The following is a 21,276-nucleotide window of genomic DNA, read 5'->3' as shown; positions in this document are numbered from 1 at the left end:
GGGCTGCGTCACCGAGGTGGTGCTCGGACCGCCCGGTCCGCGCTCGACTTCGGCACGGCCGTCCCGGCCGATCTGCTGGGACGGCTCTCGTACACCTCCCGCCGAGGTGACCGCACCCTCAAGTACGTCGTGGACGGCGAACTGCTCCGCTCCGTCAGCGTCCAGGGCATCTACCGCCTCGCCACCGACTCGGCCGCCGAACTCCACCGCCTCGTCCGGGAACACAGCCGGTGACCGACCCGGGGGGGCCGCCCCCACAAACGCCGAGATCCCGCCCGGTCTTTCGACCGGACGGGATCTCATGACGTTCCCGAGAGCTACTCGCGAACTGTCGTTTGTGGACCTGTGGGGATTTGAACCCCAGACCCCCTCGATGCGAACGAGGTGCGCTACCAGACTGCGCCACAGGCCCTTGCGACGTGTGAAACATTAGCATCCCCGCGCGGGTGCTCCAAAACCGATATCCCGGAGCGTCCGCGCAGGTCATCGATCACTCGTTCGCGGCGCGCGGGCGGTCCTCGCCCTCGTACTGGTCGAACAGCGGGGTGCGCCCCCGGCCCTGGCCGCGCGGGCGCGGCGTGGTCTGGGGCTTCGGGTCCGACTTGAGCTCGGACTTGGGGGCCGCGGGCTGGGCGCGCAGGCGGGGTTCCGTCGGCTCGGCCGTGCTGGAGCGGGTAGCGCTCCAGGCGTCCGGGGCCGCCGGGCCCGTGGCGCGGGGGGCCACCGGGGCGGTCACGTACGTCGGGAGCGGGACCGGGACGGGCTCCCAGCTCTCACCGCGGGCGGGGCCGCGTTCGCGCTCGCGCTGCTGGTCCACCCACTCGGCGTGGTCGGTCTGCTCGACCAGTGCGCGCCGGCCGGCCTCCTGCGGGGAAACCGGTGGCGCCGGGTCCGGTTCGCTGCTGCCCGACGCGGCCTCGGGCTCGCGGCGGCTCGGGCGGTTCTCCCGCAGCTGCCGCGCGGCCGCCTCGGCGCGCCGCCGGTCCATGGTGAACTCGTAGCGCCGTCGCTCCTGGACCCGCAGATGCACGATGTACGTGCTCAGCAGCAGGGCGGGCACGGCGGGCGCCCACAGGTAGTGCAGGCCGCCGACCGCGGCGACGACCGCGCCGAGGGTGAAGACCAGGAAGAGGAGCGCGGTGGTGCGCCGGCGGCGCGCGAGGACCTGAAGGCGCTGTTCGCGCCGGGCCCGCTCCGCGCGCTGCTCGCGTTCGACGGTGGCCGGCCTCGGCTCCGCCCTGGTCGCGGGCACGGCGAAGGCCCGGGCGTCGGCGTCGACGGAATCGACCGTCTCCGTCGCGGCGTCCGGGTCCGCGTGGGGCTGGGGCTCCGCCTGCTCGTCACCGCGCTCACGCAGCCCCTTGGCGTAACGGCGCTCCATGCCCGCCCGGCCGGAAAGCAGCCGAATGGCGGTGGAGAAGCGTTCCGTCGGACGGGCTTCGTTCAGCTCGTCCTGCCTCCGGAGCCACATGGGCACCAAGTAGGCGGCCCAGGCCCCGACAATGACTGCGTAGATGAGGCCGCTGCTGCTCACACCTCACACCGTAGAGGGGCGCGGCCGAGGGGATCGGCCAATTGGGCCGGTGTGTCGCGCGATCTCGCTGATATCACGGACTTTTTTTGTGATTCTTCGGATCAGGTTATGGGCGAATCGGTTACCCGAGGCGATTAATTCGAACAGATATTCGTTTATCGGCGTTCGGGACGGTCCTCGCTATTTCGGCGAGGAAGGCGAGGACGGCGAGGAAGGTGAGGGTGGCGGGGACGACGAGCGGCGCGCCCGATGCCAACGGCGCAGCAGCCCCTCCGGGACCTCCTCGACCGTCACCGCGTAGACGAGGTGGTCGCGCCAGGCCCCGTCGATGTGCAGATAGCGCGGCCGCAGCCCCTCCTCGCGCAGGCCCAGCTTCTCCACGACCCGTCGGCTCGGGATGTTCTCGGGGCGGATGCACACCTCGATCCGGTGCAGGCCGACCTTCCCGAAGCAGTGGTCCACGGCCAGCGCGACCGCCGTCGGCATCACACCGCGACCCGCCACCTCTCGGTCCACCCAGTAGCCGATGTGGCCCGCGCACATCGAGCCCCAGGTGATCCCGGCGACCGTCAGCTGGCCCACCAGCCGGCCCTGGTACTCGATGACGAAGGGCAGCATCCGACCCGCGTTCGCCTCCGCCCGCAGATGGCGGACCATCTGGCGGTACGTGGGCCGCTGGACCACCGGCCCCCACGGCGCGGGCGGCGGAACCGTGGCCTCCCACGGTCGCAGCCAGTCACGGTTGCGCCGGTTGACCTCGCGCCAGGCCTTCTGGTCCCGCAGCTTTATCGGTCGGAGCGTGACATCGCCGTCCGACAGGACCACCGGCCAGGTCGGGCCGTTCAGCTCGGGCTCCCGGAGGATGCCGCCGGTCGGGGGTGGTCGCCGCCGCGCATCTGGTCCACCGCGTGCGGCAGGACGCGGGCCAGGACGGCGAGGCCGTCGCGCACCCCGCCCGTCGAGCCGGGGAGGTTGACGATCAGGGTGCGCCCGGCGACGCCCGCCAGGCCCCGGGACAGGGCCGCGGTCGGCACCTTCGCCAGGCCTTCGGCGCGGATGGCCTGCGGGATGCCGGGGATCTCGTAGTCCAGCACGCGCGCGGTGGCGTCCGGGGTGCGGTCGGTCGGCGAGATCCCGGTCCCGCCGGTGGTCAGGATGACCTCGTACCCGGCGGCCACGCCCTCGCGCAGCGCCTGCTCCACGGGATCGCCGTCCGGGACGACCCGCGGGCCGTCCACGGTGAAGCCGAGCCCCTCCAGGGCCTCGGCCAGCAGCGGGCCGCCCTTGTCCGCGTACACGCCCTGCGAGGCGCGGTTCGAGGCCGTGACGACCAGCGCCCGGCCCAGTGCCTGTGGGGCCCCCACCGGTTCGGCCGAGGTGTGGCGGCCGGGACCGTGGCCGGGACTCTGGCTGTGGCTGTGGCTGTGGCTGTGGCTGTGGCTGTGCACGTCGCCGCCGCGCGGGGCGTTCACGAGCGGGCCCAGTCGCCGGACTTGCCGCCGGTCTTCTCCTCCACCCGGACGTCCGTGATGACCGCGCCCTTGTCGACCGCCTTCACCATGTCGATCACGGTGAGGCCGGCGACCGCGACGGCGGTCAGCGCCTCCATCTCGACGCCCGTGCGGTCGGTCGTCTTCACGGTGGCGAGGATCTCGACCGCGTCGTCGGCGACCCGCAGGTCGACCTTGACGCCCGAGACGGCCAGCGGGTGGCACAGCGGGATCAGGTCGGGGGTCTTCTTCGCCCCCATGATCCCGGCGATGCGCGCGGTGGCGAGGGCGTCGCCCTTGGGGACGCCCTCGCCGCGCAGCAGCTCGATCACCCGCGGGGCGACGAGGACGCGTCCGCTGGCCCGTGCCGTCCGGGTGGTGACGTCCTTCCCGGACACGTCGACCATCCGGGCCGCGCCGGCCTCGTCGATGTGGGTGAGCCTGCTTTCGGTACTCATTGCTGCGCCGCTCCGCTCTGGGCTCCCGGGGAGCCTGTGTGGTGCGACACACGCTACCCGCACCGGCCCGACTTCAGCCGAGCAGGATCACTTCCAGATCGGTCCCCGGCTCCACCGAGGTGACGTCCTCCGGTACGACCATCAGGGAGTCCGCGTGGGCCAGCGCGGCGATCAGGTGGGAGCCCGATCCGCCGACCGGGGCGACCGTGCCGCTCTCGGCGTCGTACTTGCCGCGCAGGAACTGGCGGCGGCCGGCCGGGGAGCCGAGTGCCTTGTCGGCGCTCAGCACCGCGCGCACGCTCGGCCTGTGGACCTCGGACTCCGGCAGCCCCATGAGGACGCGGATCGCGGGCCGCACGAACAGCTCGAAGGAGACGTACGAGGACACCGGGTTGCCGGGCAGCGCCAGCAGCGGGGTGTGGTCGGGGCCGATCGTGCCGAAGCCCTGCGGCTTGCCGGGCTGCATGGCGAGCTTGCGGAAGTCCATCCGGCCGCCGTCGACGTCCTGGCCCTCGCCCTCGCTCTCGCCCGCGTCGGACTGCCCGACGCAGGACAGCGCCTCCTTGACGACGTCGTACGCGCCGACGCTGACCCCGCCCGTGGTGACCAGCAGGTCGGCCCGGATCAGCTGGTCCTCGATGGTGGCGCGCAGGGTGTCGGCGTCGTCCGCGACGGCGCCGACCCGGTAGGCGATGGCGCCGGCGTCCCGCGCGGCCGCGGCGAGCGCGAAGCTGTTGGAGTCGTAGATGGTGCCCGCCGCGAGCGCCTCGCCCGGCTGGACCAGCTCGCTGCCGGTGGACATGACCACCACGCGGGGGCGGGGCCGCACCCGTACGGTGCCGCGGCCGATGGCGGCGAGCAGGGCGATCTGCGGCGGCCCCAGGACGGTGCCGGCGGCGAGGGCCAGGTCACCGGCCTGTACGTCGCTGCCGCGCGCGCGGACGTGCGCCCGCGCCTCGGCGGCGCGGTGCACCCGGACCTCGCCGCTCGCCTGCTCGGGGGCGGCGCTGGCGGGGGTCATCCCGGCGGCCGCGCCACCCCCCGTGCCGCCGTCGGTCCACTCGACCGGTACGACGGCTTCCGCGCCGGGCGGCAGCGGGGCGCCGGTCATGATCCGGGCAGCCTCGCCGGGGCCCACGGTGGGCAGCTCACCGCTGCCCGCCGCGACGTCCCCGACGACCGTCAGCACCGCGGGGAACTCCTCGCTCGCACCCTGGACATCGGCCGTTCGGACGGCGTAGCCGTCCATGGAGCTGTTGTCGAAGGGCGGGAGGGCGACGGGCACGGTCACGTCCTCGACCAGGACACAGCCCTGGGCGTCCAGCAGTTGGAGCTCGATGGGCTCCAGCGGCCGGACGGCCGAGAGGACGTCCGCGAGGTGCTCGTCCACGGACCACAGACGGTGGCCGCCCGCCAGGCGTGGATGCTGCGGTGCGGAACTGCTCAAGGTGCTACATCTCCTCCGTGACGTAACGGTGAAGCCAGGTGCGGAACTCGGGGCCCAGGTCGTCGCGCTCGCACGCGAGGCGGACGATGGCCCGCAGGTAGTCGCCGCGGTCCCCGGTGTCGTAGCGACGGCCCCGGAAGACCACGCCGTGCACCGGACCGCCGACGGTCTCGTCGGCGGCCAGCTTCTGCAGAGCGTCGGTGAGCTGGATCTCCCCACCGCGGCCCGGCTCGGTCTCCCGCAGTATGTCGAAGATCGCGGGGTTGAGGACGTAGCGTCCAATAACGGCGTAGTTGCTGGGGGCGTCCTCGGGATCCGGCTTCTCGACGAGGCCGGTGATGCGGACCACGTCCTCCTCGTCCGTGGCCTCGACGGCGGCGCAGCCGTAGAGGTGGACGTTGGCCGGGTCGACCTCCATGAGCGCGATGACGGTGCCGCCGGTGCGGGCGTAGATGTCGGCCATCTGGCGCAGCAGCGGGTCACGCGGGTCGATGAGGTCGTCACCGAGCAGGACGGCGAAGGGCTCGCGGCCGACGTGCGGCTCGGCGCACAGCACCGCGTGGCCCAGGCCCCGCGGGTCGCCCTGGCGGACGTAGTGCATGGTGGCCAGGTCGCTGGACTCCTGGACCTTCTTCAGGCGGTCGTCGTCGCCCTTGGCGATGAGCGCCGACTCCAGCTCGTAGTTCCGGTCGAAGTGGTCTTCCAGGGCACGCTTGTTACGCCCAGTGATCATGAGAACGTCATCGAGCCCGGCCCCGACGGCCTCCTCGACCACGTACTGGATGGCCGGCTTGTCCACCACCGGGAGCATTTCCTTCGGGGTCGCCTTGGTCGCCGGGAGGAAGCGGGTACCGAGGCCAGCAGCCGGAATCACGGCCTTCTTGATCACGGGGTGCAACATAGTCATGCCCCGAACGATAGTGGCCTTCCGTCGAACACCGGACGAGATCGCAGCAGGTAGATACAGATATGCCCCGATTCGGAAGGATATTTGATTTCCTCGTGGCACAGAACCCGCACACCGCTTCCGCCAAGGCCGAACTGCGCCGAGAGCTGCTCTCCGCGCGCCGCGCCTTGTCCCCCGAACAGTGCCGTACGGCGGCCACCGCACTCGCCGTCAGGGCATTCGAACTGCCCGAACTGGCCGACGCCCGCACGGTGGCGGCGTACGTCTCGATCGGCACCGAACCCGGCACCCGGGATCTCCTCGACGCCCTGCGCGCGGCCGGCAAGCGGGTGCTGCTCCCGCTGCTGCTGCCCGACAACGACCTCGACTGGGCCGCGTACGAAGGCCCGGCCTCGCTCGCCGAGGCCGCCCACCCGGGCAAGATGCGGCTGCTGGAGCCGTCCGGCCCCGCGCTCGGACCGGACGCGGTCACCGGGGCCGACGCCGTCCTGCTGCCCGGGCTCGCGGTGGACGGGCGCGGGATGCGCCTCGGCCGCGGCGGAGGCTCGTACGACCGGGTGCTGGAGCGGCTGGAGCGCGCCGGGGCGCATCCCGCGCTGGTGGTGCTCCTCTACGACGAAGAGGTGGTCGCGCGGGTCCCGGAGGAACCGCACGACCACCCCGTACGAGCGGTGGCGACCCCGTCAGGGGTGCGCCGCTTCAGCCGTCCTTAGGAACCGGCACCCTCGGGCTTGAGGGTGAGGGTGTCGACCGTGGCCTTGTCGACGGCGTCCTTGCCGAAGGGCCACTCCAGCAGCTCGCCCTTGGCCCACATCGTCGTCTGGTCCGTGTAGTGCGCGTTGTACGCGTGCCCCGAGGCACCCGTGAGGTTGATCCAGCGCGACTTGTCGAGGTCGTTGAGGTTCACGACCATCCGCATCGACGGCACCCACGTGACCCCGTACCCGCTGGAGGCGTTCCAGCCGGTCGCGTTGACCGTGGCCTCGCCGCCGCCCACGTCCCACGGGCCGCGGTTGAGGAGCCACTGCATGAAGCCGGGGCCCTCGGTGCCGATCGTCTGGTTCTTCAGCGTCAGCTGGTGCAGGCGGCCCCAGCTCCAGGTGGACTGGTCCTTGCCGAGCTTGGCGGTCAGCTCCCAGCGGGCGTCGCGCATGGCCCGGGCGAAGAGCTCGTCACGGTTGGTGGCGGCCGGCAGGGTGACGGTCCTCGGCGAGGTCCACCACGGCGACTTCTCGTCCTTGACCAGGCGGCGGACCACCTCGAACCAGCGGTCGCCGCCGTCGGGCTGCGCCGAGTCCGAGCCGCGGGTGCCGCATTCGCGGACCGTCTTGGCGAGGTCGTCGGCCGGGCCGGTGCCGTTGCCGACGACGCTCATGCAGCTGCCCTCGATCCGCAGCTCCTTGGGCATCTTGTCGCCGAAGGACAGCTTGAGGATGTTGCGCCAGACCGCGTTGAAGTAGGCCGCGGCCGCCGAGTCGGACTCCTGCGTGTAGTTCCAGCCGTCGAGCAGCTTCTGCGCGGCCCGCACGCCCGGGTCCGAGACCTCTATCTTCGCCAGCATCGGGGTCAGCAGCGCTGCGATCTCGCTGCTGTTGTCCATCTGCATGGTGCGCATGTCGTCGGTCGAGATCCGACCGCCGTCCTTGATCTTCGCCTCGATGAGGTCGTTGATCCGCTGGCTGCGGGCGCCGTAGCCCCAGTCGGTGGTCAGCAGGTTCGGGTACTTGCCGGCGCCGGTGCCGGGCTCCACGACCGCCTGGTTGGCGGTGACGATGTAGCCGCGGGACGGGTTCTGGTCCCAGGGCATCTCGTTCTGCGGGATGTAGCCGGCGTTGCCGTCCTTGGCGCCCTTCCAGGCGTACTTGGAGTCCCAGCCCGGGGCGGGCATCCGACCGTCGCCCTGGCCGCGCACCGGGATGCGGCCGGGGGCCTGGTAGCCGATGTTGCCGTTGGGGCCCTTGTTGTCGGCGTAGATCAGGTTCTGGGACGGGACCTCGAAGTCGGCGGCCGCCTTGCGGAAGTCGTCGAAGGTCTTGGCCCGGTCGAGCTTGAAGACCGCGTCCATGGACTTGCCCGGGTCCAGCGCCGTCCAGCGCAGGGCGACGGCGTAGCCGTCACCGCGGTCGGGGGCGGAGCTGGCGACGGGGGCGCGGCTGCCGACCGTACCGAGCTCCTCGCTGCGGTCCGAGACGAGCGGGCCGTTGTTGGTGGTGCGGACGGTGATCTTCTTGCTGTCGCCGCCCGCGACCTTGATGACCTCTTCGCGGGTGGTGAAGGGGAGCACCTTGTTGTCGTAGACGTAGCCCTCGGGCTTGACCTGCTCCAGGTAGAGGTCGGTGACGTCGGCGCCGAGGTTGGTCATGCCCCAGGCGATGTCGGCGTTGTGGCCGATGACCACGCCGGGCATGCCCGAGAAGGTGTAGCCGGCCACGTCGTACTGGCACTGGGCCGAGACCGCGCGGCAGTGCAGGCCCATCTGGTACCAGACCGAGGGCAGCTGCGGGGACAGGTGCGGGTCGTTCGCGAGCAGCGGCTTGCCGGTGGTCGTGTACTTGCCGGAGACGACCCAGGAGTTCGAGCCGATGCCGCTGCCGTTGGGGCCGAGGATCGCGGGGATCTTGTCCAGGGTGTCGGCGAGGGAGCCCAGCTGGGTGCGCAGGCCCACGGTCGCGCCCTGGGCGGCGACGTTGTCGGCCAACCCGTTGGCCGGTGCGTCGGCCGGGGCGCCGATCGGACCCGTGACGGTCGAGGTCTGGCCGCCGACGGTGTTGCCGCCGGAGCCGCTGCCCGAGCCGGTTCCGGTGCCGGAGCCGCTGCCCGTGACGCCCTGCGGGGTGTACTTGCCGCCGTCGAGCTTGCCGCCCTCGACGATCGGCTTGTTCCGGTCGTAGGGGTACGGCGGGTAGAGCTCGTCGATCTGCGCCTGGGAGAGCTTGGTCGCCATCAGCGCGCGGTCGATCTCGTCCTGCATGTTGCCGCGCAGGTCCCACGCCATCGCCTTGAGCCAGGCCACCGAGTCCACCGGCGACCACTGCTCGGGCTGGTAGTCGTCGCTGAGCTTCAGCGCCGCGTGCTCGACGGAGAGGTCCTTGCCGGACTTCCCCTTCAGGTACGCGTTGACCCCGTCGGCGTAGGCCTGGAGATACTTCTTGGTCTCGGGCGACAGCTTGGTGTCGAACTCGGCCTGAGCGACCTGGCGCCAGCCCAGCGTGCGCAGGAAGGCGTCGGTCTCGACCTGGCCGGAACCGAACATCTCGGAGAGCCGGCCGGACGTCATGTGACGCCGTACGTCCATCTCCCAGAACCGGTCCTGCGCGTGCACGAAGCCCTGCGCGCGGAAGAGGTCGTCGTCGTTGTCTGCGTAGAGCTGGGGAATGCCGTGGGCGTCGCGCTTGACGTCGACGGTCCCGGTCAGGCCCGGCACCTTGAGGGAGCCGGTCGTCTGGGGGAAGGAGGCGCGCACGCCGTCCACGCTCCAGTACGCCCCGTAGCCGAGGCCCGCGACGAGAGCCAGGACCAGGACGAGCACGATCAGACGGGCGCGTCGTCCCTTCTTCTTGACGGGAGGAGCGGTTTCGTTGGCGGGCATCGCTGTCCTTAGAGGGGCAGGGTGGTCCTGGGAGTGCTGGGAGCAACCATAGGCGCAGGACCGACTTCGTTGATCCGCCAGGGGTGGAGCTGACGAGGACAGGGGCGAACAGGCGTTTCACAATGTGGTTATCGCGTAAAGGGCGCGTCAAAGATTAGGTAAGGTAACGAACTACTTGCCGAACTTGTCGCCGGGAGGATCGATCCACCGGGCGCATTGAGGAGGGCCGCCCGCTGACTGTCCACACGCTCAATGAGCTTCTGCTGGTCTGCTCGCTCGTGCTGCTCGTCGCCGTGGCGGCGGTACGCATCTCTTCACGCAGCGGTCTTCCCAGCCTGCTCATCTACCTCGGCATAGGCATCGCGATAGGCCAGGACGGCATCGGCAACGTCGTCTTCGACAACGCCGAGCTGACCCAGGTCATCGGTTATGCCGCGCTCGTCGTGATCCTCGCCGAGGGTGGTCTGGGCACCAAGTGGAAAGAGATCAAGCCGGCCCTGCCGGCCGCGGTCATGCTGTCACTGGTGGGCGTCGCGGTGAGCGTGGGCGTGACGGCGGCGGGGGCGCACTACCTGGTCGGACTGGAATGGCGCCAGGCCCTGCTGATCGGCGCGGTGGTCTCCTCGACGGACGCGGCGGCCGTCTTCTCCGTGCTGCGCAAGGTCCCGCTGCCCGCGCGGATCACCGGCGTCCTGGAGGCCGAGTCCGGTTTCAACGACGCACCCGTCGTGATCCTGGTGGTGGCCTTCTCGACCGTCGGCCCGGTGGACGAGTGGTACCTCCTGATCGGCAAGATCGCCCTGGAGCTGGCGATCGGCGCCGCGATCGGCCTGACCGTGGGCTTCCTGGGGGCGTACGGTCTGCGGCACGTCGCCCTGCCCGCCTCCGGCCTCTACCCGATCGCCGTGATGGCCATCGCGATCGTGGCGTACGCGGCCGGCGCCATCGCGCACGGCTCCGGCTTCCTCGCGGTGTATCTGGCGGCGATGGTGCTCGGCAACGCCAAGCTGCCGCACTGGCCGGCCACCCGGGGCTTCGCCGACGGACTCGGCTGGATCGCCCAGATCGGCATGTTCGTGCTGCTGGGCCTGCTGGTCACCCCCCACGAGCTGGTCCGCGACTTCTGGCCCGCCGTGATCATCGGGCTGGTGCTGACGATGGTGGCGCGGCCCCTGGAGGTGTTCATCAGCCTGCTGCCCTTCCGGCTCTCCTGGCAGGAACAGGTGCTGATGTCGTGGGCGGGCCTGCGCGGGGCCGTGCCCATCATCCTGGCGACCATCCCGATGGTGTCCGGGATCGAGGGCAGCGACCGGGTCTTCAACATCGTCTTCGTGCTGGTCGTCGTCTACACCCTGGTGCAGGGGCCGACCCTGCCCTGGCTCGCGCGCAAGCTGAACCTCGGCGACGAGGAGGAGGCCGCCCTCGACCTCGGGATCGAGTCGGCGCCGCTGGAGAAGCTCCGCGGACACCTGCTGTCCTTCTCCATCCCGTCGGGCTCGCGGATGCACGGCGTGGAGGTCAGCGAGCTGCGGCTGCCGCCGGGGGCCTCGGTCACGCTCGTCGTCCGGGACGCGAAGAGTTTCGTACCGGCGCCGTCGACCGTGCTGCGGCGCGGGGACGAGCTGCTGGTGGTGGCCACGGACCCGGTGCGGGACGCGGCGGAGGCGCGACTGCGGGCGGTGGCCCGGGGCGGCAAGCTCGCGGGATGGCTGGGCACGGGCGGACCCGTTTCCCGTTAGAGCAACGCTCCCGTTGGTTCGAGCGACGCTCGAACAAGTTAGAGCAACGCTCTAATTCAGCCGAATTCGCTGAGATATGCCCGTTTTTGACTGCTTTTCCGGGCTCTTTACATGCGAAGCAGCCGTTAATCCCAGGTGAAGACACCCCTTGTCACCGAATTCACAGGGCGTGGTAGTGGGTTTCCCTGTATGATGAAGGCACACCAGATCGAACCAACTCTGCCTGACGCAGAGCTGGCGCGACCGCAAAGCGGCCGTGGCACCACCCCGTAGTGGGCGCCCAGGTATCACTCGGTTCTGCGCAAGAGGACAGCTCTCGGGGCTCCCACATGTACGGGTGCGGCCGCTCACAAGGCGAAGCACCGTCCGCAGACGGGGACGCTCTACCAGGCAGCGGAAAGGCAAGGCCGTGACATCCGCGGTCACGTCCGACACGTCCGCCCGCCCCGGCTACGGGCAGCTGCTGCGCACTCCCGGCGCCCTCGGCTTCGTACTCCCCGGCTTCGCAGCACGACTCCCCTTCGGCATGCTGACGATCAGCATCCTGCTGCTGGTCCAGCACACCACCGGTTCCTACGGCAGCGCCGGCATCGTCGCCGCCGTCACCGGTATCTCCATGGCCCTGTCCGCTCCGCTGATGGGCATCTTCACCGACCGCTTCGGCCAGACCGCCGTCCTGCTGCCCGTGGTCCTCGCGCACTCCGCCGCCGTCACCGGCCTGGCCGCGCTCGCGCTGCTGGACGCTCCGCTCTGGGCGCTGGCGCTGGCCGCAGTACCCGCCGGCGCCTCGGTGCCGCAGGTCGGACCGATGGTCCGGGCGCGCTGGGCCGCCAAGCTGGAGGGCTCGCCGCTGCTGCCGACGGCCGCCGCCTTCGAGTCCGTCACCGACGAGTTCACCTTCGTCGTCGGCCCCGTCCTCGCGACCGCGCTGTGCACCGGCGTCCACCCGGCGGCCGGCCTGGTCACCGAGGCCACGCTGACCCTGCTCGGCGGCCTGCTGTTCGCTGCCCAGCGGGCCACCCAGCCCAAGACGCACGCCCCGTCGGCGACCGGCGAGAAGCGCGCCTTCGCGCTGTCCTTCCCGGGCCTGCGCGTCCTGATCTTCGCCTTCCTCGGGATCGGCGCCGTCTTCGGCGGCATGCAGGTCTCGCTCGCCGCCTTCTCCGAAGAGATCGGCAACCCCGGCGCCAACGGCCTGCTCTACGGCGTCTTCGCCGCGGGCAACATGATCTCCGGTATCGCCATGGGCGCCATCGCCTGGAAGATCGGCCCGCGTCGCCGGCTGATCCTGGGCTACATCGGCCTCACCGCCGCCGCCTCCGTCCTGTGGGCGGCGAACTCGATGATCCTGCTGGGCGCGCTCGGCCTGGTCGTCGGTCTGTGCATCGCCCCGGCGCTGATCACCGGCTACACGATGGTCGAGCAGCTGGTCCCCGCGAACGCCCGGACCGAGGCCTTCACCTGGCTGACCGGCTCGATCGCCTTCGGTCAGGCCGTCGCCGTCATCCTGGCCGGCCGACTGACGGACGCGCACGGATCCTCGTTCGGCTTCCTGGTACCCCTGGGTGCCACCGCGCTCGCGCTGGCCGCCCTGCTGGCGCTGCGCGCGAAGCTCGCCCCGAAGGCCCCGAGCCGGATCGTGAACGCGTCCGCGCAGGAGGCCGCGCCCGCGTCGGGGACCGCGCCCGCGGCTCCCGCGAAGTCGCAGGTCACGGAGCGGGTGACGATCCCGGCCGAGGGCCGGACGACCACCCGGACCACCGACGTACCGGGATCCCGTAACCGGGTGAACGAGCGTGGGATCGGTCACCGCGTGCCGGTGACGGTGGACTGATCCGCCGGAATACGTCACCATGGAGCGTCGTTAGCACTCATTGAGTGAGAGTGCCAGGAGGAAATTCGTGCCGACCTACCAGTACCAGTGCACCGAGTGCGGTGAGGGCCTTGAGGCCGTGCAGAAGTTCACCGATGACGCACTGACCGTGTGCCCGAGCTGCGACGGACGCCTGAAGAAGGTGTTCTCCGCGGTCGGCATCGTCTTCAAGGGCTCCGGTTTCTACCGGAACGACAGCCGTGGCGCGTCGTCGAGCAGCACCCCTGCCTCGAAGCCGTCGTCCAGCTCCTCGTCGTCCTCGACGTCGACCGCTGCCGCCGCTCCCGCCGCCTCGTCCTCCTCGACGTCGTCGAGCTCGTCGAGCAGCAGCAGCTCCACGTCGGCCGCCTGATCGCTTCTCCCCGAGGCCCCGCCGCCCCTACCGGCAGTGGGGCCTTCGGCATGCCCACGGCAGGGCCTTAGGGTGGACCGCATGGTGAACGCAGAGATCGGTGTCATCGGCGGCTCGGGCTTCTACTCCTTCCTGGAGGACGTCTCCGAGATCCAGGTGGAGACCCCTTACGGACCCCCGAGCGACTCCCTTTACATGGGTGAGCTGGCCGGGCGCCAGGTGGCCTTCCTGCCCCGGCACGGGCGCAGCCACACCGTCCCGCCGCACAAGATCAACTACCGGGCCAACCTGTGGGCCATGCGCTCGGTCGGCGTCCGCCAGGTACTGGGCCCTTGCGCGGTCGGCGGTCTGCGGGCCGAGTACGGGCCGGGCACGCTGCTCGTCCCCGACCAGCTGGTCGACCGGACGAAGGCCCGCGCCCAGACCTTCTTCGACGGTGAGCCGCTGCCGGACGGTTCGGTACCGAACGTCGTGCACACCACCTTCGCCGACCCGTACTGCCCGGTGGGCCGGTCCGTGGCGCTGGCGGCGGCCCGCGGGCGGGACTGGGAACCGGTGGACGGCGGCACCATGGTCGTCATCGAGGGACCGCGCTTCTCCACGCGGGCCGAATCCCGGTGGCACGCGGCGGCGGGCTGGTCGGTGGTCGGCATGACCGGTCACCCGGAGGCGGTCCTCGCCCGCGAGCTGGGGCTCTGCTACACCTCGATGGCCCTGGTCACGGACCTGGACGCGGGCGCGGAGACCGGTGAGGGCGTGTCCCACACGGAGGTTCTGAAGGTGTTCGGCGAGAACGTCGGGCGGCTGCGCGAGGTCCTCTTCGACGCGGTCGCGGCCCTGCCGGCCTCGGAGACCCGGGCCTGCCTGTGCACGCACGCGCACGACGGCTGGGACCTGGGCATCGAGCTGCCGTAGCCGCCTGCCCCGAGGGCGGAGGGCGCGCGGGCGCCGTTGTCAGTGGCCTCACCTAGCCTGCGCGCATGGGCAACTGGGGCGGGACGGCCGTGGCGCACGCCACGGTGGCGGAGCTGCGTGAGTTCGCGGCGGAGGCCGGGTACGCGGGCGTCGACGGCGACGAGGACCTGGGCGGTGGCTGGTCGGCGGTGCCCCGACCGGCCGGACGGCGCGGCGACGGCGGCGGCGCTGCTGGCGCGGCGGACCGGGGCGCCGGTGCTCACGGTGGCCTACCTGGACAGTGACGTCGGCTTCGTCGAGGCCGCCACCTTCGCCGGGGGCCGCTGGAAGGCACTGCTGAACCGGGACACGGCCGAGCACTACGAGATACCCGTCGACCGGTTCCCGGTGGAGGCGGCCCTGGCGGGCGCGCTCGACCGGGCCGCCGCGGGCGGTCTGACCGCCGACCCGGACGGGATCCGGGCCGTTCTCACCGGCTCCGCGCCCTGCGCGGAGGAGCTCACCGACCGGCTCGTCGGCGCGCTCGGGATCGCTCCCGCGGCGCAAGGCTGAGCAGGCGCCCGGAAACCCGCCGCGGACTGTCACATCCCGACCGGCTGTCCGGTCCTCCCTGGTGAAGGCGGAAACGAAGACCGCCCCGGCCCGGGAGATGACTGTCATGCCCCGTATCTCGCTCACCCCGCCCCGCACCCTGCTGCTGCGGCTCGGAGGCTGGTACTCGCGCCGTAGGTACGGCAAGGTGCTCGACCCCGGGCAGGCCTACGGGCACCACTCGCGCGTGCTCCTCTCGTACCTCCGGCTGGAGCGGAGCGTGGCGAAGTGGCATGCGCTCGACGCCGGGCTGAAGCACCTCGCCGTCATGGCGGCGGCGGCCCGCATCAACTGCTCGTGGTGCATGGACTTCGGCTACTGGGAGGGCCACGAGCTGGGCGTGCCGACGGAGAAGATCGAGCGGGTGCCGCGGTGGCGGGAGGCCCCTGAGGTGTTCACCGAGCTGGAGCTGCTCGTCATGGAGTACGCCGAGGCCATGACGGAGACCGAGCCGACGGTCACGGACGAGCTCGCGCGGGATCTGATCGCGCGGCTCGGCGAGGAGGCGTTCGTCGAGCTCACCGCGATGGTCGCGCTGGAGAACTGGCGCTCGCGCGTCAACAGCGCCTTCGGCCTGACCGGTCAGGGCTTCGCGGAGGCCTGCCAGGTCCCGGCCGACCGGTGACCTCGACAATGACGGCGCGAACACCGACCTCCCCCACGCCGACCACGGAGACAGCAGCGTGACGGCGTTGTCCACAACCTGGGGATCGTCCACAGGCCCCGACGGGATTCCTTGTGAGGCCGGATCGTGAGAGGTGTCCGGGCGCCGGGTCCGGGCACAGCAACTCACTCGGTCTGGTGGTGTTCGTCATGTCCCGTACGTCCGCGGCCCCTTCGGTCTGCTCCGCTCCTTCCGCTTCCTCCGCTTCCTCCACTTCCGCCGTCTCCTGCGCCTCTGCCGCCTCTGCCGCTTCCTCCGCTTCCCAGGGCTCCCGGGCTCCTGCCGCGTGCGCGACGGCGTCCGCGTGCCCGCCGGGGCGCCCGGTCCCGGCGTTCGCGCCGCTTCGCGTGGGGCGGGGCGGGGACCGGCTGCGCCGGGCCGTGGGCCGGAGGCGGCGGGCCGCCTCGGCCGCACTGGCCGTCGTGGCGGCGGCCGTGGCGGTCGGCGGGGCGGAGGCGCAGGCCTCGCGGGGCGCCGCCCGGCCCGAGGTGCGGGCCTCTCAGCGTGCGGCGCCACCCGCCGCGGCCAGGATGGTGTCGGCTCCCGTGCGTATCGCGGACGCCGCGACGGTGCGGTTGCTACGGCCCGGCGACCGGGTGGACGTGGTCGCGGCGGAGCGCAGCGGACCACCCGAGGTGGTGGCCGCAGGGGCGCTGGTCGGCGAAGTACCCGATCCGGACAAGGGTGTTGCGGACGGTGGGGCGTTGGTGGTGCTGTCCGTGCCACGGGACACCGCGCGGGTTCTCGTGGGCGCAGGCGCCACGACCCGACTGGCGGTGACGTTGTGCTGATTCGCACACACGGCCAGTCAATTCACCTCGGGATGAGGCCCGATTGGACACATCGCCGCCGGACTGCCGTAGCTTTCGGAACCGTTGGCTCCATGTTCGGCAGATGTGAAGAGAGGCTCAGTGGTGAGCAAGAAGAAGGAGAGCGTGCTGGCAGGCTTCAAGGCCTTCCTGATGCGCGGCAACGTGGTCGACCTGGCGGTGGCCGTGGTCATCGGCGCCGCGTTCACGAACATCGTGAACTCGGTGGTCAAGGGGATCATCAGCCCGGTGGTCGGCGCGGTCGGCACGCAGAGCCTGGACGGCTACAAGTCCTGTCTCAAGGCCCCTTGCGGCATCGGCGCGAACGGCCAGCCGACGGGCGTCGAGATCCTCTGGGGCTCGGTGCTGAACGCGACGCTGACCTTCGTCATCACCGCGGCGGTCGTGTACTTCCTGATGGTGCTGCCGATGGCGAAGTACCTCGCGCGACAGGAGGCCCGTCGCAAGGCCCGCGAGGGCGTCCAGGAGCTTGTCGAGATCACCGAGCTGGAGGTCTTGAAGGAGATCCGGGACGAGCTGGTCGCACAGCGCGGCGGGACGGCCCCCACCGGTTCACGCGACGGGTTCTGACCTGTTCGGCCGCCTCGGGCGGTCAGACGTGGTGCGGGGGCTTCTCGTCGAGGAAGCGGGCCAGGTCGGCCGCGCTTCCGCCGGCGGGCGGCCGCTCGCCCCAGCCTCGGTCGGTGTCGTCCGAGGACTGCTGGTCCAGCGGGTCGTCGAAGATCAGCCGGGGCTTCGGCCGGGGCTGGTCGGCTCCGGGGGCCGTACGCGAGGGCCGCGGGTCGGGTGCGGGGGTGCTGCTCATGCCTCCAGGGTACGGCCGCCCCCGCGCCGCCCCGGCAACCCCGGGGTCCATCCCCGCGACCCCCTCGCCCCCTCCGCCCCCCTCGCCCTCTCCGACCCCCTCGCCCCTTCCGGCCGCCGGGCACGTGGTCCTGATGCCGATGGAGGTCCCGTGGCGGCGCCCGCCTGCGGCCGCGGCCTCCTCAGGGCCGCGGACCCGCGCCTCGCCTCCGCCCGGGGCACACCGGCCGCGCGGGCCGCGCGTCCGCCCTGCCCCGGGCTGCTGCCTCTGGTCTCCTGGCCGGTATGGCCTACTCCCCCATGACCGCTCGCAGCCCCGACGAGCTCCACCGAGCCTCCACGCCGCTGGAGCTGTTCTTCGACCTCTGCTTCGTCGTCGCCATCGCCCAGGCCGGCGCCCGACTGGTGCACTCGCTCGCGGAGGGCCATCCGGGTGCCGGGGTGGTCGGCTACTTCTTCGTGTTCTTCGGCGTGTGGTGGGCCTGGATGAACTTCACCTGGTTCGCCTCTGCGTACGACGTGGACGACGTCCCGTACCGGATCGCGACGCTCGTGCAGATCGCGGGTGTGCTCGTGTACGCGGCCGGGGTGAGCCGGGCCTTCGACGACAACGACTGGACGGTCGCGGTCACCGGCTACATCATCATGCGCGTCGCCCTGACCGCGCAGTGGCTGCGGGCCGCCTCCGGGGAGCAGGGCGAGGCCCGGGCGGCGGCGCTGAAGTACGCGGCCGGACTGGTGATCTGCCAGCTGGGCTGGATCGGCCTGCTGTTCGTCCCCGACGACCTGAAGCGCTGGACGTTCCTCGTCCTGCTCGTCGCCGAACTGGCGGTTCCGGTGATCGCGGAACGCGGGCACCAGACGCCCTGGCACGCGCACCACATCGTGGAGCGGTACGGCCTGTTCACCATCATCGTGCTCGGCGAGACGATCGCGGCGGCCACGGTGGCCGTGAAGTCCGCGATCGACGAGCACGAGGCGCTGGACCAGCTGCTGCCGATCGCGGCGGGCGGGCTGCTGATCGTCTTCGCCGCGTGGTGGATCTACTTCGCCGTGCCGATGCACCAGCACCTGACGTCCAACCGCGAGGCCATCCCGTGGGGTTACGGACATCTGTTGATCTTCCTCTCGGGTGCGGCGATCGGCGCCGGCATCGAGGTCGCGGTCGAGCACGCGGTCGGCAAGGCGCACATCTCCCAGGTCGCCGCGAACGCCGCCGTGATGGTCCCGAGCGCGCTGTTCCTGCTGATGGTGTGGCTGCTGCACTCCCGCCACTTCAAGCGCGGCCTCGCCCAGCAGTTGGTCCTGCCGGTGTCCGCCCTCGTGACGCTCGCCTGCACCTGGTCGGGTACGTACGCGGTCCTGTGGGCGGGCCTCGTCGGGGTGCTGACGGTGGCCGTCGGCCTGGCCCTCTCCACGCGGGCCGGCGCGACCACCGGCACCGCCGTCTGAGCCCGGGACCGCCCGCACCCGCCACCCGTACCCCGGCGCGTGCCCGGGACCCGGCCCGGGCACGCGCCCCGGCGAACCGTCACCCCCGTGCCCCCGCCGCCGTTCTAGAGCGCAGAACGACGCGCACCGACTGGAGGCCCTGCCTTGACACTCCCGGCACAACGCCACGGCACCGACCCCGGCAGGGAGCTGGCCGAGCCAGGCTTCTGGCAGCAGCCCCCCGCCCACCGCCTCGCCGCCTTCGCCCGGCTGCGCGCCGCCGAGGGCCCGGTGTTCGTCCCCGAAGGGTCCGGGCCCGGCCACTGGGCGCTCGTCCGCCACGCCCAGGTGCAGGAGGCCAGCCGCCTCCCCAAGGTCTTCGCCAGCGCCCCCGGCGTGACCACCCCCGAGCCGGCCCGCTGGGTGCGGGCCCTGTTCGGGGACTCGATGGTCAATCTGGACGGCCCCGACCACGCCCAGCTGCGCAAGATCGTGCAGCGTGCCTTCACGCCCCGCCTGCTGGCGGCCGCCGAGGCCGACATCCACGCCGTGGCCGCCCGCATCGTGGACGACGTACTGGCCGAGCGGCCCGACGAGTTCGTATCGGCCGTGGCCTCCCGACTGCCGCTGGAGGTCATCTGCAACATGATGGGCATCCCGGAGCACTACCGGGCCGAGATCGCCGACCGGGTCAACCACGCCTCCGAGAACATCGGTGTGGAGCGGGGCCTGGCCTCCCGGCTGCGGATGCCGGGACGCGGGCTGCGCGCGCTCGCCCGGATGCAGCGGATGGTGGCGGGCATCGGACGGGAGCGGCGCAAGCACCCCACCGACGACCTGATCTCCGCGCTGGTCCGCGCGAACGTCGACGGCCAGGCCCTCGGGGCCCGCCAGCTCGGCGCCTTCTTCTCCCTGTTGATGGTCGCCGGGGTGGAGACCACCCGGAACGCGATCACCCATGGGCTGTCCCTGTTGACGGACCACCCCGACCAGCGGGACCTGCTGCTCTCGGACTTCGAGACGTACGCGGACGGCGCGGTGGACGAGATGATCCGGCACTCGACGCCCATCATCCAGTTCCGCCGGACCGTGGCCGCCGAGCACACCATGGACGGGCACGTGTTCCGGCCGGGCGACAAGGTGGTCCTCTACTACGCCTCCGCCAACCGCGACGAGGCGGTCTTCCCCGACCCGGACGCCTTCGTCATCACCCGCTCGCCCAATCCGCACCTGGGGTTCGGCGGCGGCGGGCCGCACTTCTGCCTGGGCGCGCACCTGGCCCGGGTGGAGATGAAGGCCCTCTTCCGCGAGCTGCTGACCCGGCCGGTGGGGCTGCGGGCGGTGGGGCTGCCGGACCTGGCCGGGTCGAACTTCGACAACCGGGTCCGGTCGCTCAAGTTCGCCTTCGAGCGGCCCTGACCACGGCCCGCGGAAAAGCGGAACCGGCCACCGGGCGGGCTGGGAGCCCGGCGGCCGGAGCGGGTGGTGGCGGCACCCGGTCGGTGGCTACCGCTGCACGCGCCGCACGGCGAGCACGCAGTGGGCGCTGCTGGTGAGCACGGACTCGTCGCCCGCGAAGGCCTGAAGGGTCTCCGGCGCGACCGGCTGCCCCGGGATCGCCTCCGGCCAGGCGCGGGTGGCGAAGAGGAAGTACGCCTGGCCGCTCTCGTCCGCCGCGGCGACCCACTCGTCGGGGGCGGTGCAGCGCGCGTTCATCCCGGGCAGGGTGAGCGCGATCTGGTTGCCCTCCAGCAGGATCTGCACCGGGAAGGTGGCCGCCTTCAGGGTGCCGTCCATGACCACGTCGCCGATCGGCAGGCCGATCTCCTCCAGCAGCCCGCGGGCGGCCGCCTCGCCCGCCTCCCGGCCCTTCGGTCCGTCACCGAGGGTGTAGGCGAGGAGGTACGGGATGTCGTGCGCCTCTTCGGGGTCGCCGATCCAGGCGAGCACCGAAAGGGTGCCGAGCTGGGACCGGTCGATTTCGGCTTGAGTAGAAGTCATGCGCGCACCCTAGTGGTCTCTCCACCGAGCCTTTCACGGCCCTTCACCCGGGCGGGCTAGACGACCCAGAATCCCTCTCCGGAATTCGCCTGCGTGTTCGCGTCCTGGTACTGGAGCCGCACAATGCGCGCGCTTTCCGGAATTTCGAACACCACCCACCCCTCGGCCCGCTCACCGACCTCCAGGGAATCGAAGACGATCGATTTGCCGGTGGTCAGCTCGCCGGTCTTCACCACCGGGTGACGCTGCCCCGCGCTGTCGTGCGCCCACATGCGTCCGAGCGCCCCGTACGAGGCCCCGCCCACGTTGACGAAGGACATCGAGGCGGCCACCCAGCGCTTCCCCGCGGGCGGGGCGAAGTTCTTGTCGACGCTGATCGCCGGGTCGACGAACGCCCCGAGCTCGACCTGGAGGTGCCGGCCGACCTGCTTGCCGTGCACCCGTGCGGTGCCACCCACATGGGCGTCCTTCACCGCGGGCCGTGCGGGGGCCTCCGCCGCGCCCGGCGCCCCGTCGTCCACCAGGACCGTCGGCGCGGCGCCGGGCGCGAGCGCGTCCGACTCGGGGGCGCTCTGGCAGGCGGTGGCACCGAACAGCAACAGCGGGAGCAGGACGAGGACGGGCAGCGGGAGGGCGGGCTGGCGCATGCAA

Annotated in this window: 22 protein-coding genes and 1 tRNA gene; 12 read left to right on the top strand and 11 right to left on the bottom strand. The window is 71.7% G+C overall.

What is annotated here, in order from left to right; genetic code table 11:
- Nucleotides 1-338 precede the first annotated feature (338 nt).
- The 7 genes from BCL76_RS16780 to galU form a co-directional block, all read right to left on the bottom strand.
- Nucleotides 339-412, bottom strand: a tRNA-Ala gene (locus tag BCL76_RS16780).
- Nucleotides 413-490: 78 nt separating this feature from the next.
- A complete protein-coding gene (gene sepX / locus BCL76_RS16775; RefSeq protein WP_109780264.1) occupies nucleotides 491-1,534 on the bottom strand; it encodes a divisome protein SepX/GlpR in 1,044 nt (347 codons plus the stop codon).
- Between the two features lie 180 nt (nucleotides 1,535-1,714).
- Nucleotides 1,715-2,359, bottom strand: coding sequence for a GNAT family N-acetyltransferase (locus BCL76_RS16770; RefSeq protein WP_109780263.1), 645 nt, complete (start codon nucleotides 2,357-2,359; stop codon nucleotides 1,715-1,717).
- Nucleotides 2,360-2,376: 17 nt separating this feature from the next.
- On the bottom strand, nucleotides 2,377-2,898 hold the full coding sequence (locus BCL76_RS16765) for a MogA/MoaB family molybdenum cofactor biosynthesis protein (RefSeq protein ID WP_309136846.1): 522 nt from the start codon (nucleotides 2,896-2,898) through the stop codon (nucleotides 2,377-2,379).
- A 104-nt stretch (nucleotides 2,899-3,002) separates the two neighbouring features.
- Complete coding sequence (gene moaC, locus BCL76_RS16760) at nucleotides 3,003-3,482, bottom strand: cyclic pyranopterin monophosphate synthase MoaC (protein WP_030012065.1); 480 nt, start codon at nucleotides 3,480-3,482, stop codon at nucleotides 3,003-3,005.
- 73 nt (nucleotides 3,483-3,555) lie between these two features.
- On the bottom strand, nucleotides 3,556-4,929 hold the full coding sequence (glp, locus tag BCL76_RS16755) for a molybdotransferase-like divisome protein Glp (protein ID WP_181382585.1): 1,374 nt from the start codon (nucleotides 4,927-4,929) through the stop codon (nucleotides 3,556-3,558).
- Between the two features lie 4 nt (nucleotides 4,930-4,933).
- Nucleotides 4,934-5,836, bottom strand: coding sequence for a UTP--glucose-1-phosphate uridylyltransferase GalU (gene galU / locus BCL76_RS16750; RefSeq protein ID WP_109780262.1), 903 nt, complete (start codon nucleotides 5,834-5,836; stop codon nucleotides 4,934-4,936).
- A gap of 95 nt (nucleotides 5,837-5,931) precedes the next feature.
- Between galU and BCL76_RS16745 the strand changes: the two genes are divergently transcribed.
- Nucleotides 5,932-6,549: a 5-formyltetrahydrofolate cyclo-ligase gene (locus tag BCL76_RS16745; protein WP_258309741.1), complete on the top strand. Its 618-nt coding sequence runs from the start codon at nucleotides 5,932-5,934 to the stop codon at nucleotides 6,547-6,549.
- Here BCL76_RS16745 and BCL76_RS16740 read toward each other — a convergent pair.
- Complete coding sequence (locus BCL76_RS16740) at nucleotides 6,546-9,425, bottom strand: penicillin acylase family protein (protein WP_109780260.1); 2,880 nt, start codon at nucleotides 9,423-9,425, stop codon at nucleotides 6,546-6,548. The genes BCL76_RS16745 and BCL76_RS16740 overlap by 4 nt on opposite strands.
- A 215-nt stretch (nucleotides 9,426-9,640) precedes the next feature.
- Here BCL76_RS16740 and BCL76_RS16735 point away from each other — a divergent pair, with 215 nt between their 5' ends.
- From BCL76_RS16735 to mscL, 9 genes are all read left to right on the top strand, one after another.
- Nucleotides 9,641-11,164: a potassium/proton antiporter gene (locus BCL76_RS16735; protein WP_375137933.1), complete on the top strand. Its 1,524-nt coding sequence runs from the start codon at nucleotides 9,641-9,643 to the stop codon at nucleotides 11,162-11,164.
- 409 nt (nucleotides 11,165-11,573) lie between these two features.
- Nucleotides 11,574-12,998, top strand: coding sequence for an MFS transporter (locus BCL76_RS16730; protein ID WP_109780258.1), 1,425 nt, complete (start codon nucleotides 11,574-11,576; stop codon nucleotides 12,996-12,998).
- 67 nt (nucleotides 12,999-13,065) lie between these two features.
- Entirely contained in the window at nucleotides 13,066-13,389 is a 324-nt protein-coding gene (locus tag BCL76_RS16725; RefSeq protein WP_030761807.1) for an FmdB family zinc ribbon protein, read from the top strand.
- 81 nt (nucleotides 13,390-13,470) lie between these two features.
- Entirely contained in the window at nucleotides 13,471-14,304 is an 834-nt protein-coding gene (locus tag BCL76_RS16720) for an S-methyl-5'-thioadenosine phosphorylase (RefSeq protein ID WP_109780257.1), read from the top strand.
- A gap of 65 nt (nucleotides 14,305-14,369) precedes the next feature.
- The gene (locus BCL76_RS38565; RefSeq protein ID WP_146228391.1) at nucleotides 14,370-14,588 is read left to right on the top strand and encodes a hypothetical protein; all 219 of its coding nucleotides are present in this window, start codon (nucleotides 14,370-14,372) and stop codon (nucleotides 14,586-14,588) included.
- On the top strand, nucleotides 14,569-14,856 hold the full coding sequence (locus BCL76_RS16715; RefSeq protein ID WP_146228390.1) for a hypothetical protein: 288 nt from the start codon (nucleotides 14,569-14,571) through the stop codon (nucleotides 14,854-14,856). Before BCL76_RS38565 ends, BCL76_RS16715 begins: the two co-directional genes overlap by 20 nt.
- Before the next feature lie 106 nt (nucleotides 14,857-14,962).
- Nucleotides 14,963-15,520, top strand: a complete 558-nt coding sequence (locus BCL76_RS16710) for a carboxymuconolactone decarboxylase family protein (RefSeq protein WP_109780343.1) — start codon at nucleotides 14,963-14,965, stop codon at nucleotides 15,518-15,520.
- A gap of 386 nt (nucleotides 15,521-15,906) precedes the next feature.
- The gene (locus BCL76_RS38995) at nucleotides 15,907-16,350 is read left to right on the top strand and encodes a hypothetical protein (RefSeq protein ID WP_309136841.1); all 444 of its coding nucleotides are present in this window, start codon (nucleotides 15,907-15,909) and stop codon (nucleotides 16,348-16,350) included.
- 123 nt (nucleotides 16,351-16,473) lie between these two features.
- Nucleotides 16,474-16,959, top strand: coding sequence for a large conductance mechanosensitive channel protein MscL (gene mscL / locus BCL76_RS16700; protein WP_181382584.1), 486 nt, complete (start codon nucleotides 16,474-16,476; stop codon nucleotides 16,957-16,959).
- A gap of 22 nt (nucleotides 16,960-16,981) precedes the next feature.
- Here mscL and BCL76_RS16695 read toward each other — a convergent pair whose 3' ends face one another.
- Nucleotides 16,982-17,194, bottom strand: coding sequence for a hypothetical protein (locus BCL76_RS16695; RefSeq protein WP_109780253.1), 213 nt, complete (start codon nucleotides 17,192-17,194; stop codon nucleotides 16,982-16,984).
- A gap of 299 nt (nucleotides 17,195-17,493) precedes the next feature.
- On the opposite strand from BCL76_RS16695, the gene BCL76_RS16690 reads away from it, so the two are divergent.
- Both BCL76_RS16690 and BCL76_RS16685 read left to right on the top strand, forming a co-directional pair.
- Complete coding sequence (locus tag BCL76_RS16690) at nucleotides 17,494-18,645, top strand: low temperature requirement protein A (protein ID WP_309136840.1); 1,152 nt, start codon at nucleotides 17,494-17,496, stop codon at nucleotides 18,643-18,645.
- 144 nt (nucleotides 18,646-18,789) lie between these two features.
- Entirely contained in the window at nucleotides 18,790-20,043 is a 1,254-nt protein-coding gene (locus BCL76_RS16685; RefSeq protein ID WP_109780251.1) for a cytochrome P450, read from the top strand.
- Between the two features lie 87 nt (nucleotides 20,044-20,130).
- On the opposite strand, the gene BCL76_RS16680 is transcribed toward BCL76_RS16685, so the two are convergent.
- Together BCL76_RS16680 and BCL76_RS16675 are read right to left on the bottom strand one after the other, a co-directional pair.
- On the bottom strand, nucleotides 20,131-20,625 hold the full coding sequence (locus tag BCL76_RS16680; protein WP_030761784.1) for a DUF5949 family protein: 495 nt from the start codon (nucleotides 20,623-20,625) through the stop codon (nucleotides 20,131-20,133).
- Between the two features lie 56 nt (nucleotides 20,626-20,681).
- Nucleotides 20,682-21,272, bottom strand: a complete 591-nt coding sequence (locus BCL76_RS16675; RefSeq protein WP_109780250.1) for a hypothetical protein — start codon at nucleotides 21,270-21,272, stop codon at nucleotides 20,682-20,684.
- Nucleotides 21,273-21,276 lie beyond the last annotated feature (4 nt).

Source organism: Streptomyces sp. CG 926 (genome assembly GCF_003148825.1).
Taxonomy (GTDB): Bacteria; Actinomycetota; Actinomycetes; order Streptomycetales; family Streptomycetaceae; genus Streptomyces.
This window is presented reverse-complemented; position numbering and strand designations above follow the sequence as displayed.

Bases quoted from the DNA above. Each gene is read 5' to 3' on its own strand.
- moaC (WP_030012065.1), bottom strand. From the start codon at position 3,482: ATGAGTACCGAAAGCAGGCTCACCCACATCGACGAGGCCGGCGCGGCC.
- galU (WP_109780262.1), bottom strand. From the start codon at position 5,836: ATGACTATGTTGCACCCCGTGATCAAGAAGGCCGTGATTCCGGCTGCT.
- BCL76_RS16740 (WP_109780260.1), bottom strand. From the start codon at position 9,425: ATGCCCGCCAACGAAACCGCTCCTCCCGTCAAGAAGAAGGGACGACGC.
- BCL76_RS16720 (WP_109780257.1), top strand. From the start codon at position 13,471: ATGGTGAACGCAGAGATCGGTGTCATCGGCGGCTCGGGCTTCTACTCC.
- BCL76_RS38565 (WP_146228391.1), top strand. From the start codon at position 14,370: ATGGGCAACTGGGGCGGGACGGCCGTGGCGCACGCCACGGTGGCGGAG.
- BCL76_RS16710 (WP_109780343.1), top strand. From the start codon at position 14,963: ATGCCCCGTATCTCGCTCACCCCGCCCCGCACCCTGCTGCTGCGGCTC.
- BCL76_RS16695 (WP_109780253.1), bottom strand. From the start codon at position 17,194: ATGAGCAGCACCCCCGCACCCGACCCGCGGCCCTCGCGTACGGCCCCC.
- BCL76_RS16690 (WP_309136840.1), top strand. From the start codon at position 17,494: ATGACCGCTCGCAGCCCCGACGAGCTCCACCGAGCCTCCACGCCGCTG.
- BCL76_RS16680 (WP_030761784.1), bottom strand. From the start codon at position 20,625: ATGACTTCTACTCAAGCCGAAATCGACCGGTCCCAGCTCGGCACCCTT.
- BCL76_RS16675 (WP_109780250.1), bottom strand. From the start codon at position 21,272: ATGCGCCAGCCCGCCCTCCCGCTGCCCGTCCTCGTCCTGCTCCCGCTG.